Origin of the sequence: Salinivibrio sp. PR932, from assembly GCF_001996125.1 — a bacterium.
Classification (GTDB): domain Bacteria; phylum Pseudomonadota; class Gammaproteobacteria; order Enterobacterales; family Vibrionaceae; genus Salinivibrio; species Salinivibrio proteolyticus.
Window position 1 is genome coordinate 1 of sequence record NZ_MUFM01000030.1, and the last position, 14,052, is coordinate 14,052.

Consider the following 14,052-nt stretch of genomic DNA (forward strand, 5'->3'; position numbering starts at 1 on the left):
ATAAAAGTTGTCGTTTGGTCACTCAGTTCATCGAATAAATCTTTTTGTCTATTCTCAACGAGTGCCCACACAGATTGCATAGGTCAAATTGTTAAAGAGCGTTGACTTGCGAAGCGTTGCTTCGCTCGGTCAGGGCTGCGTATATTACTCGCCTTGCCGATGAAGTCAAGAAGAAATTTTATCTTTTTGTTGATGCCAGCCGGCGAAAACAAAACTTCTTTTTGACTCCCCTAACGCGTTGCCGGCGTTAAGTAGGTGGGCTATCTTAATCATTTAAAAACTGACGTCAAGCGTTTATTTTTATTTGATTTTTTGCCCCGACATGGCCGCTGAGCGCTTGCCCTGTGTGCCGTGTCGATGGAGGCGCATTATAGGGAAGCTGATCAGATTGGCAACCCCTTTTTAGTGGTTTTTTAGAAAAAAACTGTCACTCGCTGTTTTTTTGCTCGCTAGGGTGTAAAACTGGTACCAAAGTCAGCGTTATCTGACATTGTATAGCGATATAAAGAGGGATTTGTGATGGCAAAACAGCTGCGCGCTTATAAAGGCATGACGCCTCAGCTGGGCGAACGCGTCTATATTGATGAATCCAGTGTATTGGCTGGCGATATTACGCTAGGCGATGATGTGAGTATTTGGCCGCTGGTGGCGGCACGTGGTGACGTGAACCATATCCAGATTGGCGCACGGACCAATGTGCAAGATGGCTCAGTCCTTCATGTCACCCATAAAAATGCCGAAAACCCACAAGGTTACCCGCTGATCATCGGTGAAGAAGTGACAATCGGCCACAAAGTCATGTTACACGGCTGCCGGATTGGCAACCGAGTTCTAGTGGGAATGGGGACGATTATTCTTGATGACGCTGTGATTGAAGATGAAGTGCTAATTGGCGCTGGCAGTTTAGTCCCGCCGGGAAAACGCTTAGAGAGCGGCTACCTGTATGTTGGCTCACCGGTCAAACAGGTTCGCCCCCTCACTGACAAAGAGCGTGCCTATTTTGCACGCTCAGCGCAAAACTATGTCGACACTAAAGACATCTACCGCTGCGAGCACTAGATCACCAAGCTGCCATCGGGTTCAAACGCTTCTGATTCGATGGCTGCTTCCATTTGCTCTTCAATATCAAACCAAACCTGTTCGACAATCGCCTGCGCATTATCCGAGTCTACCGCACAGCCGGCGAGCGCAGATAAGGTGGTAAAGCGGACAGCGCATGTTAACAACGCACCATTAAGTTGGCCGTAGAAACAAACACGCGCCTTTACGGTATCGACCTGCGCTTCGTCCGCAGCCAGAATAAGGGATTGATTCATCGACTGAGTGCCTCTCTTAACTGCTCGCGCACACGTTCGGTTTGTGGCCGACAGCCACGCCATATAGCAAAGCTTTCCGCCGCTTGTTCCACCAGCATGCCCAAGCCGTCTAAACATCGCCCTGCTCCTTGGCGTTGCGCCCATTGGTTGCTGGTTGTACAGCCAGCTTGATACACCATGTCATAGACAGTGGTCGCTGGGCCAATCGCTCCTTGCGGGAGAGGGGGATGGCTTTGATGTAAGCTTGCCGAGGTCGCATTAATGATCACATCAACCGGCGCCGCCATAGTTTTATCCACGGCATGACAGGCGATCGGTCCGGCCTCACCAAATGCAGCGGCTAATTGCTGGGCTTTTTGCTCGGTGCGATTCACTATCATCAGCAATGCTGGCTCTTGCTCCAGTAAAGGAAGCAACACACCCCTTGCTGCACCGCCTGCTCCCACAACCATAATGCGCTTATCGCGCAGTGCCACATGGTGGTAGTGTAAGTCAGTTACCAAACCTGCCCCGTCCGTATTATCACCCAGTAGGGAACCATCGCTTTGCTTAACCAGCGTATTCACGGCACCGGCGCGGCGGGCACGCTCTGTCAGTGTATCAGCCCATTCATACGCTTGCTGTTTAAAAGGCACGGTCACATTGGCGCCACACCCTCCTTGCGCAAAAAACGCCTGCATGGTGGTCACAAAGCCTTCAAGCGGCGCCTCAATGGCTTGATAGTCGATGTCTTGTTGGGTTTGCGTCGCAAATGCGGCGTGGATCTGCGGCGACTTACTGTGGCCAATCGGGTGGCCTACCACGCAATAACGATCGGTCATCCGTTACCACTCCCTCGGTTTAAGATAGTCGCGATAGAGTCTCGCTTCCGGCGCGTCTTCATCGGGTGACCAATTATATTCCCAACGTGCCATCGGCGGCATCGACATCAGGATAGATTCGGTACGCCCACCACTTTGTAAGCCAAATAGCGTACCTCTGTCATACACCAAGTTAAATTCGACATAGCGTCCGCGGCGGTAAAGCTGGAAATCTCGCTCACGCTCACCATAGGGCGTTGCCTTGCGGCGCTGTACAATCGGCAGGTAAGCATCGATAAAACCTTTTCCAACCGCTTGGGTGTAGGCAAAGCACTGCTCGAATGGCCACTGGTTCAAATCATCAAAGAAAAGCCCGCCGACGCCACGGGTTTCATCGCGATGGGGCAGATAAAAATAGCGATCGCACCATGCTTTGTGATCAGCGTACACGCTATCACCGAAGGGCGCGCACAAGGCTTTGGCGGTCTCATGCCAATGCTGGCAGTCTTCCTCGAACGGATAGAAAGGCGTGAGGTCAAAGCCACCGCCAAACCACCACACAGGATCGGCGCCTTCCTTTTCAGCAATGAAAAACCGCACGTTCGCATGCGAGGTCGGCACGTACGGGTTGTGAGGGTGGATCACTAACGACACCCCCATGGCCTCAAAGCAGCGCCCGGCGAGCTCTGGGCGATGCGCGGTCGCCGAGGCAGGCATTTGATCGCCAAATACGTGCGAGAAGTTCACTCCCGCTTGCTCAAATACTTGGCCCTGACGCAGGACGCGACTGCGACCACCGCCCCCTTTCTCACGCTCCCACGCATCTTCAATAAAATGCGCTTGACCATCTTCTTGCGCAAGCTGTTGGCAAATATCATCTTGAAGTTGGAGGAAAAAAGCCTTCACGGCTTGCTTATCAATTGTCGACTGACCGTGTGCCACGCTCACATCCTTTGTTACTGAGACTATGTGCTTACTTTACCTGATCCAAGCACTGGGATCTTGACGGAATTTCATCCCCCACCGCTTACGCAAACGTTTTCCTTGCGATGAAATCTGGGTATAATTCGCGTCACGCTCAGCTTATCTTATTCACGCTTGTCATCAAGAAGGACGTATTATGACTGTCGGTATCATCATGGGCTCGCAATCCGATTGGCCTACCATGACACATGCAGCGGCTATGTTGGATCACTTTGCCATCCCTTACGAAACCCGTATTGTCTCTGCCCATCGCACACCACAGTTACTTGCCGACTACGCCCAACAAGCGGCCGAGCGCGGGATTAAAGTGATTATTGCCGGCGCTGGGGGGGCCGCCCATTTGCCTGGGATGACCGCCGCACACACCAGCCTGCCGGTGCTCGGCGTGCCGGTCCAGTCAAAAGCGTTAAAGGGCATGGACTCATTGCTTTCTATTGCTCAAATGCCCAAGGGCGTGGCAGTGGGCACGCTCGCCATTGGTGACGCAGGCGCCGCGAATGCAGGCCTCCTTGCCGCACAAATTCTCGCAACGGCCGACCCTGACTTGATGGCAAAAGTGGATGCGTTTCGCCAAGCGCAAACTGAAGCCGTTCTCGCTCAACCCAATCCACAAGGGTAAGGCCATGAATATTCTGGTGTTAGGTGCGGGACAACTGGCCCGGATGATGGCCTTGGCCGGCGCACCGCTCAATCTTATCGTCAGCGCCTATGATGTGCGTAGTGGCGACATTATTCACCCACTGACGCTGCAACCACTAGGGCACGGCCTCAATACGGCTATCGCCGGCGCAGATATTATCACCGCGGAATTTGAGCATATCCCCGCTGATATCTTGCACCAATGCGAGCAAAGCGGGAAGTTACGCCCCAGTGCTCAGGCGATTCTAACCGGTGGCGACCGCCAAATTGAAAAAGCCCTGCTGATGCAAGCAGGTGTCGCCAATGCGCCATACCGAGTGGTGTATACACAGGCCGATTTAGAAAAGGCGGTCGACGCACTGGGGGCCCCCTTGGTCCTCAAAAGCACCTTGGATGGTTATGACGGCAAAGGACAGTGGCGCTATCGTGACGGCGATGATCTTCACGCATTATGGGCCGAGCTCGACGCCTTTCTCACCGCGCCAGAGCAACGCGATGGCCAAGCCATCATTGCCGAAGCCATGATCCCTTTTGACCGAGAAGTGTCACTGATTGGTGTGCGTGGCGCGAATGGTGAATTTGCCAGTTATAGCCTGACCCAAAACCACCACCATGATGGGATATTAACCTTGTCTGTGGTGCGCCCGGATGAGCATGCCTTGCAAACACAGGCGGCGGACATGTTGGAAAAGATTGCCAGCGCGCTTAACTATGTGGGGGTACTCGCGGTGGAATTCTTTGATGTGGACGGCAGCTTGCTGGTGAACGAGATAGCGCCTCGGGTGCACAACTCCGGTCACTGGACACAGCAAGGTAGCGCGTGTTGCCAATTTGAAAACCACCTGCGCGCGGTCAGCGGCTTACCCCTTGGCCCGACCGATTTAATCCAGCCAACGGCGATGATTAATATCTTAGGCCAAGGCAGTGTCCCGCTTGCGACCTATCGTGATGCCCATGTGCATTGGTACAACAAAACGCCTCGTCCGGGGCGTAAAGTGGGTCATATTAATGTCACGGCCACATCGAACGCGGCGCTTGCCACCAAGTTAGCCAGTCTCGCCAGCTACCTCCCCGATGATGCTTTTCACGGTTTGAAATCGGCGGCATTAGCTCTCGCCGCGCAAACCGATTAGCCTTCGCTCTCCGATTCTGCAGCCGATTCACCTTGAATCGCGCTGCAGGGTTTATCGGCACATTGATGCACCGTCTTGCCGCCTTTCTTGCGTTCCACCAGCAGCGCAAAGCCACATTGCTCGCAGGTGCCGGCTATCGGTTGTGCGTTTACCGCAAAATGACACTTCGGGTATTGGTCACAGGCAAAAAAGCGCTTGCCGTAACGCGAGGTGCGCTCCACCAGCTCACCTTTGTGGCAGGCAGGGCAAGTGAGGGTAGTATGATCCGGTTCATCCGGTTTTTCGATATGCGTACATTGCGGGAACTGATCACAGCCAATAAACATACCGAATCGACCTTGACGTAACACCAATTCTCCCTGATGACACGCCGGACAAGCCACGCCAAGGGCTTTTACTACATGGCCATCGCCATGATGTAACGCTTTGGTATAGTGGCAGTCTGGGTAGGCCGTACAGGCCAGAAACGGGCCTCGTTTGCCCGATTTAAACGCAAGAGCGCTGCCACATTCCGGGCAGCGCTCGTGGGTATTCGGGGTGTTATCTTTACTCATTCACACCTTTTACTGTCATTGATAAGCGTTAATGCACGTATCCCTCTTGTGCGTCGTACAGCATTTCTTCCATCTGTGTATACGCACGTTCGTTACCAGGCACGTTAAACAGCACCATCAAAATAACCCATTTTAGATCATCAAGACCAAATTCTTGGGTCTCGAGTTCCATCACCCGATCGATGACCATTTCACGCGTTTCCGGTGAAAGCACCCCAGCCTGCTCCAAGAATAAGAGGAAGCCTCGGCTTTCTTGGTCAATAAAGCGCGTTTCTTGCTCGGTATAGATTCGGATCGAGCTTTGGGCACTGCCTGATAGGTAAGGCTGTTTATCCGCATTTTGCAACTGTGCCAGCTTTTCAAGCCAGTTCAGGGCTTTATATATATCGTCTTGATGAAAACCCGCGCGGGACAATTCATCTGCTAACTCGTCCTGATCGATCATCACTTCCACATCGCTATGGATGTAGGTTTCGAACAGGTACATAAGAATGTCCATCATGGCTAGCCCCTCCTCGTTCTGACATAGCCACCGGGTACTGCTGCTACAAGCCCCTGGAGTTCTAAGTCTAACAACTGCATCATGATTTCGTGAACCGGTTGGTTGCAGCGCTCAGCCAGTACGTCGACACACGTCGCTTTAGTACCTACGTTAGCCAACAGCTCAGGAAATGGCAATCCTTCATGTGTATCTAACTTAGGCGCGTCACTAAATAATTCGGTTTGTTGACACGCGGCGAAGCTTATCAGGCTATCAATTTCATGCAAGATATCATCGACACAGTCTGTGAGTGTGGCCCCTTGTTTAATCAATTGGTGGCATCCACGCGACTGGACTTGGTCAATGGGCCCAGGAATCGCAAACACATCACGATTTTGCTCAAGTGCATAACGTGCCGTGATCAGCGATCCACTTTGTGGCGCGGCCTCTACCACTAATACGCCTGCCGACAAGCCACTGATCAACCGGTTGCGCCGCGGAAAGTGTTCGGCTCTTGGCGGTGCCTCTGGCCAGAACTCTGAAACCAGTGCGCCCTGTGCTTCAATCCGCTCGGCCAATGCGCGATGTCGTGCAGGATACACATTGGCAAGCCCGCTTCCTAGCACCGCCAATGTCTTACCGTGACCTTCAAGAGCACCTTTGTGTGCTCGGCCATCGATACCGAGCGCAAGCCCACTGGTAATCGCAACACCATGCTCAACCAGTTGTTTAGCAAATTGATACGCCGTTTCTAAGCCTTGCGGGGTCGCGTGACGACTGCCCACCATCGCCAATTGAGGCATCGCCAAGCAAGCCAGATCGCCTTGCACATACAAGAGCAAAGGCGGCCGTGCGATTTCTCGGAGTAATGCAGGGTAAGCTGGGTGGTCAAAGCCAATCAGGTGACAATGCTCTTGCCTCGCCCACTCAAGGCTACGCTCAATCATGGCATGATTGGGATGCGTGATAGCCTGACATTGCTCAGCGGTTAAACCAACCGCGGCAAGATCATGAGCAGTTTGCTCACTCAACGCATCGATGGGCACTTTGGCCAACAGCGCGCGTCGCTGCGAAACGCGCAACCGCGGCACTTGGGTCAGTATCAACCACCCTCGCAGGGATTTATCGCGCATAGGCCAGTTGAGGGGACGGTGGCACCGCATGCATGCCGGCTTTAATTGGCTGACGCGCTTGGGTGATCACCGCCAAACTGACCCACGGATAAGCCCGAACCACCATGGTTTGTCCCACCGTCACATCAGGCAAGGCGGTCATCGGCTGCGCAGTACTGTCACTGGCGTTTTGATAGCGATACTCACCAGGGCCATTTAATACGTTGGCACCAGCTTCAGTGACAGTAAACATTTGCCCGGCTGTCACGCCATCATTGGCGCCTTTATCAAGTACCACAAGCTGACCATTCGCGACATACTCACTGCCATACAGATGCCCCAATAATGTGGCATCAGTTTGAGCCGCTTGGGGCCAAAAGCGCGGATGCGTGTTCTCGGGTAAAGGTAACAAGACATCATTGGGGCGCACTTCTTGCACTACCCGAGTCAATGTCATCACACTGCGCCCTTCACTTCTCGCACGGATGCGTCCATCAGCCACATGTTTTAAGCTCACCATCGCGGTAGGTTCGGCGCTAGCCTCTGACGTCGCAGGGCGTAAAAAGGTTTTCTCAACCCGAAACACTTGCCAATCCTTAGCACTCAGCGACGCATCCACATACAGGGTATCGTGCACTGACAGATATTGACGCCCATCCGCCGAGCCAAGGACGCGAGGCAGCGCCACCAAACGCGCTTTTTCAACCAGCATGTCCTGCTGTAAGTACGGCAGCAGCATAGGATCGACACTGCTCAGCGCTGGCGTCTTAGGCGAACCTCCCTTTGCTGCAATCGCACGCCTAGGCTTATAGCTAACGGTCGGTTTCCCCGCTTGCCATGTGAGGGTGAGCACATCGCCGGGATAAATAAGATTGGGATCTTTTATGGTCGGATTTGCGTACCACACTTCAGGCCATTGCCAAGGGTTATCGAAAAAGGTAGCGGCGATATCCCACAGGGTATCCCCTCGTTCAACCACATATCGCTGACTCTCGGCAGAGCTGGCTGCCAGTACTGGTAGCGCGATAGCCAATAGCCCAGCGGCGGCGAGATTGAATAGCTTTCTTGTCATCAATGTCTTCCTCACCAGACGGATGATGCTGATGCTGTCAATTGGCTGTCAAAATGTCTAGAATTAACCCAATTACCCCGTGCCGCTTTCGGCACAGTTCAATTTTTATGAGACGTTATGGCTTTATTGAACGTATTAACATTCCCAGATGAGCGTCTTCGCACCGTCGCCAAGCCGGTCGAAGCAGTGACGCCTGAGATCCAAAAAATGGTCGACGACATGCTCGAGACCATGTACGACGAAGACGGTATTGGTCTCGCCGCGACTCAGGTGGATTTTCACCAACGTATCGTGGTGATCGATATATCTGAAACCCGTGATGACCCTATGGTGTTAATTAACCCAGAGATCATCGAAAAACGTGGCGAAGACGGTATCGAAGAAGGCTGCCTGTCCGTACCGGGTTCCCGTGCCTTAGTGCCACGTGCTGCCGAAGTGACTGTGAAAGCGTTAGACCGCGACGGCAATCCATATCAGTTTGATGCTGACGACCTGTTGGCCATTTGTGTCCAGCATGAGCTTGACCATTTAGAAGGTAAGCTGTTTGTTGACTACCTCTCGCCATTGAAGCGTCAACGCATCAAGCAGAAGATGGAAAAAATCAAACGCGCTAACCAAAAAGCAAGCTGAGGTCACTTTGAGTACACCGCTGCGTATTGTATTTGCGGGCACGCCGGATTTTGCCGCGCGCCATTTGCAAGCCCTGCTCAACAGCGAGCATGAGGTGATTGCGGTTTATAGCCGCGAAGATAAACCGGCAGGCCGAGGCAAGAAGCTCACGGCAAGCCCAGTGAAAAAGCTCGCGCTTGAGCATAACTTACCCGTGTATCAACCCCGCACGCTGCGTGATGAACAAGCGCAAGCGGAACTGGCAGCCTTAAACGCTGACGTGATGGTCGTGGTCGCTTACGGGCTGATCCTGCCCAAAGCGGTATTGGATACACCGCGATTGGGCTGTGTGAATGTCCACGGCTCTATTTTGCCACGTTGGCGCGGCGCCGCGCCAATTGAGCGTGCCGTGTGGGCGGGCGATACCGAAACCGGTGTCACCATCATGCAGATGGACGAAGGCCTTGATACCGGCGATATGCTAAAAATCGCCACGCTGCCTATCGAAGAAACCGATACCAGTGCCAGCTTGTATACGCGTTTGGCAGAATTGGGGCCCCAAGCCTTGATTGATTGTCTCAATGACATGGCCAACGGCATTATTCTTGCCGAGCCACAAAACGATGCCAAAGCCAACTATGCCGAGAAGCTGACCAAGCAAGAAGCCAAAATTGATTGGACACAAGATGCTGCGTTTATCGGACGCTGCATTCGCGCCTTTAATCCACGTCCAGTCAGCTACTTCACCTTGGGAGAGCAAAATATCAAAGTCTGGCAGGCCAATGTGCTCGACATTGATGTCGACGCCACACCTGGCACAGTGATCAATACCGACAAGCACGGTATTCAGGTTGCTACCGGCAAAGGTGTACTCCAGCTAACACAGCTTCAGCCTCCCGGTAAAAAAGCTATGCAAGCCCATGAGCTGCTCAACGCGCGCCGTGAATGGTTTGAGATTGGTACACAGCTATAATGAACACGGTTTCCCGTGTCATCGTCATTCAAAGGCCAGTCCACTGGCCTTTTTTATTGGTTAACGCCCCTTGGTGGCATACTACTCGCCACTTGGCTGCAATGTAGGTAACAGCATGAATGTAAGAGCCGCGGCTGCCCGCGTTCTGTATCAAGTTGTCGATCAGGGTCAGTCCCTGTCACAACAACTGCCTTTAGCCCAGCAACGCATCGCACCGCGTGACGCGGCCTTATTACAAGAGATGTGTTATGGCACCTTACGTTGGTTGCCACGCCTTGAGCAAATCGTGCAATCCTTGATGGATAAGCCACTGAAAGGCAAACAACGTGTCTTCCATCACCTCATTCTGGTCGGCTTGTATCAATTAGGTTATATGCGCATCCCAGCGCATGCAGCAGTGGCTGAAACCGTGAACGCCACCCAAACACTCAAGCGCCCTCAACTTCGTGGGTTGATCAATGCCATCTTGCGTCAATATCAACGCGAGCAAACCGCGTTAGATGAAGCCAGTACCGCCAATGCCGCCGGCGAGTTTTGCCACCCCAGTTGGCTACTCAAGCGGTTACAAGAAGCCTATCCCGAGCAATGGCAAGCAATTGTCGCAGCCAACCATCAAAAAGCGCCCATGTGGCTGCGGGTTAATCGTCAGTACCATCGCCCTGATACCTATCTTGCACTACTCAAAGAAGCGGGCATTGATGGGGAGTGCCTCGTTGAAGCAGGTGATGCAATCAAATTGACCAAGCCGTGCGATGTCTCGCGCTTACCGGGGTTTGACCAAGGTTGGGTATCCGTTCAAGACGCCGCAGCCCAACTCGCCATCGACTACCTGACTCCGCAAGCAGACGAGACGATTCTTGATTGCTGTGCGGCACCGGGCGGAAAAACCTGCCACATCTTAGAGCACCAACCGAGCGCCCATGTCACCGCGATTGACGCCGATGCGCAAAGATTGAGCCGCGTCAAAGAGAACCTTGCTCGACTGGGGCTTAATGCCACGGTGAAACAAGCCGATGCTCGCGAACCCAGCGCTTGGCATTCAGGTCCCGCATTTGACCGTATTTTGCTTGATGCACCCTGTTCGGCAACCGGTGTGATCCGTCGCCACCCCGACATCAAATGGTTACGCCGTGATAGCGACATTGCCGCCCTCGTCACGCTCCAAGCGGCAATCTTGGATGCAATGTGGCAGCAGCTTAAGCCGGGCGGTACCCTTGTGTATGCAACCTGTTCTGTTTTACCCGATGAAAATCGCCATCAAATCCGTGATTTTCTCGCCCGTACACCTGATGCCAACTTGCGCACCGGCTCGTCAGAGGTGCCGGGACGTCAGATTTTACCCGGCGAGCAAGACATGGACGGCTTTTACTACGCATGCTTGGAAAAGTCACTGACCTAAGTGCCAAGCAGGGAGAGTTAATAACATGAAAATCATCATCTTGGGCGCCGGACAAGTCGGCGGCACCTTGGCAGAAAACTTGGTGGGTGAAAACAACGACATCACCATTGTCGATTGTGCGCCTGAACGACTGCGTGACTTGCAAGACAAATACGATCTGCGCGTGGTGCAAGGCTATGCCAGTCATCCCTCAACGCTGCAAGAAGCTGGCGCACAAGATGCTGATATGTTGGTTGCGGTCACCAATTCTGACGAGACCAATATGATTGCTTGTCAGGTTGCGTATACCCGATTTAATACACCTAATCGTGTCGCCCGGATCCGCAGCCCAGAGTACTTGGCAGTCAAAGATCAGCTGTTTAATCGCGAGGCCTGTCCGGTCGATCATTTAATTGCGCCCGAAGAGCTCGTCACCCGCTACATTCGCCGCCTCATTGAATATCCCGGGGCGCTGCAGGTGGTCGGTTTTGCCGATAACAAAGTGGGCTTAGTCGCCGTCAAAGCGTATTACGGCGGCCCGCTTGTCGGAAAGGCTTTGTCGGCGCTGCGAGAGCATATGCCGCACGTCGATACCCGTGTTGCCGCTATCTTCCGTCGCGATCGCCCCATTCGCCCGCAAGGCACCACCATTATCGAAGCCGATGACGAAGTGTTCTTTGTCGCCGCCAGTAACCACATTCGCTCCGTAATGAGTGAATTGCAACGCCTCGAAAAACCCTACAAACGGATCATGATTGTCGGGGGCGGGAATATCGGGGCAGGCCTAGCCATGGCACTTGAACGCCAATACAGCGTTAAGCTTATCGAGCGCGATCCTGCCCGAGCCGAACACCTCTCTGAGTTGCTGGAAGATACCACGGTATTTTGTGGCGATGCCTCCGATCAAGAGCTGTTGAGCGAAGAGCACATTGACCAAATCGATGTCTTTATCGCGGTGACCAACGAAGATGAAGCAAACATCATGTCTGCCATGTTGGCCAAACGCCTTGGGGCAAAGAAAGTCATGGTGCTGATTCAACGCGGTGCGTATGTCGACTTGGTACAAGGCGGCGCGATCGATATTGCCATCTCGCCTCAACAAGCGACTATCTCTGCCCTGCTAACCCATGTGCGTCGTGGTGACATCGTCAATGTGTCATCGCTACGGCGTGGCGCGGCCGAAGCCATCGAGGCCATCGCTCATGGTGATTCTGCAACATCCAAAGTCGTGGGCCGTGAGATTGGCGATATCAAACTGCCCCCCGGCACCACCATCGGGGCAGTGGTACGTGGCGAAGAAGTCTTGATTGCACACGATAAAACCGTGATCCAACAAGACGATCATGTGGTGATGTTCTTGGTCGATAAAAAATACATTCCAGACGTAGAGCGCCTGTTCCAGCCCAGTCCTTTCTTTCTCTAAATCAATGTCCTGTAGGCCAATCTGGCCTACAGGCACACACTTTTGGCTCGCGCACTGCCAGCACCCTAAATTTGGGTATACACTGATAATAACGTGTTTTTTCGGCCCCCGACCGGACAGGGAGTATCAACGTAGCCATGTCGGATGATCAGTTTCAACAATCGACCGGTTTTCTAAAGAAAGCCGTGCCGTTAATGATGAAATACAAGGTGCCCACCACCCCTACCAACTACGCATTGTGGTACACCTATGTCGCGGATACCGATCCTCAACTCAATGCGGATGTAGACGACACGCTCACGCATCATGGCACCTGCAGTCCGCTGCAAAGCGACATGCTCTACCAAAAACACGTCGCCGATAAACACAGCCAAGACATGAGCGCTCTCAAGCAAAGCCTCGAGTCGATGATGACCGAGATGAGCCACTCGATGTCGGATACGTTGCAAGACACCGATGCCTTCCAGAGTGTGTTAGATCGTACCTTCGAACAGCTTGCGCGGGTGGAAGAGGAAGGCTTGTCTATCGATGAGACCATCGCGGTCGTGCGTAACGTGGTTAAAGACTCGCACTCTCTCACCCAGTCAACCCGCTACTTCAAGCACCAGCTCAGTGATGCGCAGCAAGAGATCTCTCAGCTCAAACAGACGCTGGCAGAAATGACAGAGCAAGCCACGCATGATGGCTTAACCGGCCTATTAAACCGCCGTGCCTTCGACCGAGAACTCACCGCCTATATCGACAGCAATCTCACGCCGCCTTTTTGCCTCGCCATGATTGACCTTGACCACTTTAAAAAGCTCAACGACACCTATGGCCATGTGATTGGCGATACCGTGCTAAAACAAGTGGCCAAGCGCCTCAGCGATTACTGTCGTGATGGCATCCAAGCCTTTCGTTATGGCGGCGAAGAGTTTGCTTTGCTCATCCCGCAAAAACGTCTCAATGGCGCCAAGCGTATTGCTGAAACGATACGCACCGCTATCGACCGGATGATTATCAAAGATAGACGCCGTGGCAACACGCTCGACCATATCACGGTATCGATTGGCGTTGCGGAGTACGATAATGAAACGGGTGAGTCTGCGTCAGATCTCATTCATCGTGCTGACAAGCACTTATACAGCGCTAAGAAACTCGGCCGCAATCGCGTGATGCCGATAAATTAATCCTCACCTGCGCCTTATTTGATCTTGGCTAAGTTTCAGCCCAATACGCTCGGGCAAAATGGTGTTTTTTACGTGCCACATATAAAGGACACCTATGAATTGCCATCGCATCAATGAACTGCTCGAGCTGTTAAATCAGTCGTGGCAGAAAACGCCGGAGCGCTCACTGGTCGAGATGCTCACTGTCATTGCCCAAGAGGCTGGTCATCAAGACGGACTGGATAACATCTCGGACGACACCTTGATCTATCAACTCAAAATGCGACTAGAGGATAAAACTGCCCCCATTCCCGGCTTGGCAAAAGACAGCGAAGAGGACTTCAAAGCCGCTATCTTGCGTGCTCGCGGTATTCAATCTTAAGCGGAATGAGGCAGGGAGCACACATAGAGCGCTGTTATAGCTGGAATT

Annotated in this window: 15 protein-coding genes and 1 pseudogene; 9 read left to right on the forward strand and 7 right to left on the reverse strand. The window is 53.0% G+C overall.

Annotated elements, in window-relative coordinates; translation table 11 throughout:
* Window positions 1-519 precede the first annotated feature (519 nt).
* A complete protein-coding gene (locus BZG84_RS12895) occupies window positions 520-1,059 on the forward strand; it encodes a gamma carbonic anhydrase family protein (protein ID WP_021022715.1) in 540 nt (179 codons plus the stop codon).
* Here the strand turns inward: BZG84_RS12895 and BZG84_RS12900 are convergent.
* Genes BZG84_RS12900 through hemF form a run of 3 tightly spaced genes read right to left on the reverse strand, consistent with a single transcriptional unit; the run spans window position 1,056 to window position 3,058 of the window.
* Window positions 1,056-1,316: a DUF1488 family protein gene (locus tag BZG84_RS12900; RefSeq protein ID WP_158011500.1), complete on the reverse strand. Its 261-nt coding sequence runs from the start codon at window positions 1,314-1,316 to the stop codon at window positions 1,056-1,058. The genes BZG84_RS12895 and BZG84_RS12900 overlap by 4 nt on opposite strands.
* Window positions 1,313-2,137: a shikimate dehydrogenase gene (gene aroE, locus BZG84_RS12905; protein ID WP_077479864.1), complete on the reverse strand. Its 825-nt coding sequence runs from the start codon at window positions 2,135-2,137 to the stop codon at window positions 1,313-1,315. The genes BZG84_RS12900 and aroE overlap by 4 nt, the downstream gene beginning before the upstream one ends.
* A gap of 3 nt (window positions 2,138-2,140) precedes the next feature.
* Complete coding sequence (gene hemF / locus BZG84_RS12910) at window positions 2,141-3,058, reverse strand: oxygen-dependent coproporphyrinogen oxidase (protein ID WP_046074889.1); 918 nt, start codon at window positions 3,056-3,058, stop codon at window positions 2,141-2,143.
* 178 nt (window positions 3,059-3,236) lie between these two features.
* Here hemF and purE point away from each other — a divergent pair, with 178 nt between their 5' ends.
* Both purE and BZG84_RS12920 read left to right on the forward strand, forming a co-directional pair.
* Window positions 3,237-3,719, forward strand: coding sequence for a 5-(carboxyamino)imidazole ribonucleotide mutase (gene purE, locus BZG84_RS12915; protein WP_069362358.1), 483 nt, complete (start codon window positions 3,237-3,239; stop codon window positions 3,717-3,719).
* Between the two features lie 4 nt (window positions 3,720-3,723).
* Window positions 3,724-4,872: a 5-(carboxyamino)imidazole ribonucleotide synthase gene (locus BZG84_RS12920; RefSeq protein ID WP_077479865.1), complete on the forward strand. Its 1,149-nt coding sequence runs from the start codon at window positions 3,724-3,726 to the stop codon at window positions 4,870-4,872.
* On the opposite strand, the gene BZG84_RS12925 is transcribed toward BZG84_RS12920, so the two are convergent.
* From BZG84_RS12925 to BZG84_RS12940, 4 genes are read right to left on the reverse strand one after another with little or no spacing between them, the layout of a single operon-like run.
* Entirely contained in the window at window positions 4,869-5,426 is a 558-nt protein-coding gene (locus BZG84_RS12925; protein ID WP_077479866.1) for a DNA topoisomerase family protein, read from the reverse strand. The genes BZG84_RS12920 and BZG84_RS12925 overlap by 4 nt on opposite strands.
* A 28-nt stretch (window positions 5,427-5,454) precedes the next feature.
* Window positions 5,455-5,928 (reverse strand): DUF494 family protein, encoded by a 474-nt coding sequence (locus BZG84_RS12930; protein ID WP_046074885.1) that lies wholly within the window; start codon window positions 5,926-5,928, stop codon window positions 5,455-5,457.
* 2 nt (window positions 5,929-5,930) lie between these two features.
* Window positions 5,931-7,040: a DNA-processing protein DprA gene (gene dprA / locus BZG84_RS12935; RefSeq protein WP_077479867.1), complete on the reverse strand. Its 1,110-nt coding sequence runs from the start codon at window positions 7,038-7,040 to the stop codon at window positions 5,931-5,933.
* Complete coding sequence (locus BZG84_RS12940) at window positions 7,030-8,091, reverse strand: LysM peptidoglycan-binding domain-containing protein (RefSeq protein ID WP_077479868.1); 1,062 nt, start codon at window positions 8,089-8,091, stop codon at window positions 7,030-7,032. The genes dprA and BZG84_RS12940 overlap by 11 nt, the downstream gene beginning before the upstream one ends.
* Before the next feature lie 117 nt (window positions 8,092-8,208).
* On the opposite strand from BZG84_RS12940, the gene def reads away from it, so the two are divergent.
* The 6 genes and pseudogenes from def (at window position 8,209) to BZG84_RS12970 (ending at window position 14,004) form a co-directional block, all read left to right on the forward strand.
* Window positions 8,209-8,721, forward strand: a complete 513-nt coding sequence (gene def / locus BZG84_RS12945; RefSeq protein WP_077458105.1) for a peptide deformylase — start codon at window positions 8,209-8,211, stop codon at window positions 8,719-8,721.
* A gap of 7 nt (window positions 8,722-8,728) precedes the next feature.
* The gene (gene fmt / locus BZG84_RS12950; RefSeq protein WP_077479869.1) at window positions 8,729-9,673 is read left to right on the forward strand and encodes a methionyl-tRNA formyltransferase; all 945 of its coding nucleotides are present in this window, start codon (window positions 8,729-8,731) and stop codon (window positions 9,671-9,673) included.
* A 115-nt stretch (window positions 9,674-9,788) separates the two neighbouring features.
* Complete coding sequence (gene rsmB / locus BZG84_RS12955) at window positions 9,789-11,072, forward strand: 16S rRNA (cytosine(967)-C(5))-methyltransferase RsmB (RefSeq protein ID WP_077479870.1); 1,284 nt, start codon at window positions 9,789-9,791, stop codon at window positions 11,070-11,072.
* Between the two features lie 19 nt (window positions 11,073-11,091).
* Window positions 11,092-12,474 (forward strand): annotated as a pseudogene (gene trkA / locus BZG84_RS12960) (Trk system potassium transporter TrkA); the annotation flags it as partial.
* 137 nt (window positions 12,475-12,611) lie between these two features.
* Window positions 12,612-13,643 (forward strand): GGDEF domain-containing protein, encoded by a 1,032-nt coding sequence (locus BZG84_RS12965; RefSeq protein WP_077479872.1) that lies wholly within the window; start codon window positions 12,612-12,614, stop codon window positions 13,641-13,643.
* A gap of 94 nt (window positions 13,644-13,737) precedes the next feature.
* Window positions 13,738-14,004, forward strand: coding sequence for a YihD family protein (locus tag BZG84_RS12970; protein WP_077458097.1), 267 nt, complete (start codon window positions 13,738-13,740; stop codon window positions 14,002-14,004).
* Window positions 14,005-14,052 lie beyond the last annotated feature (48 nt).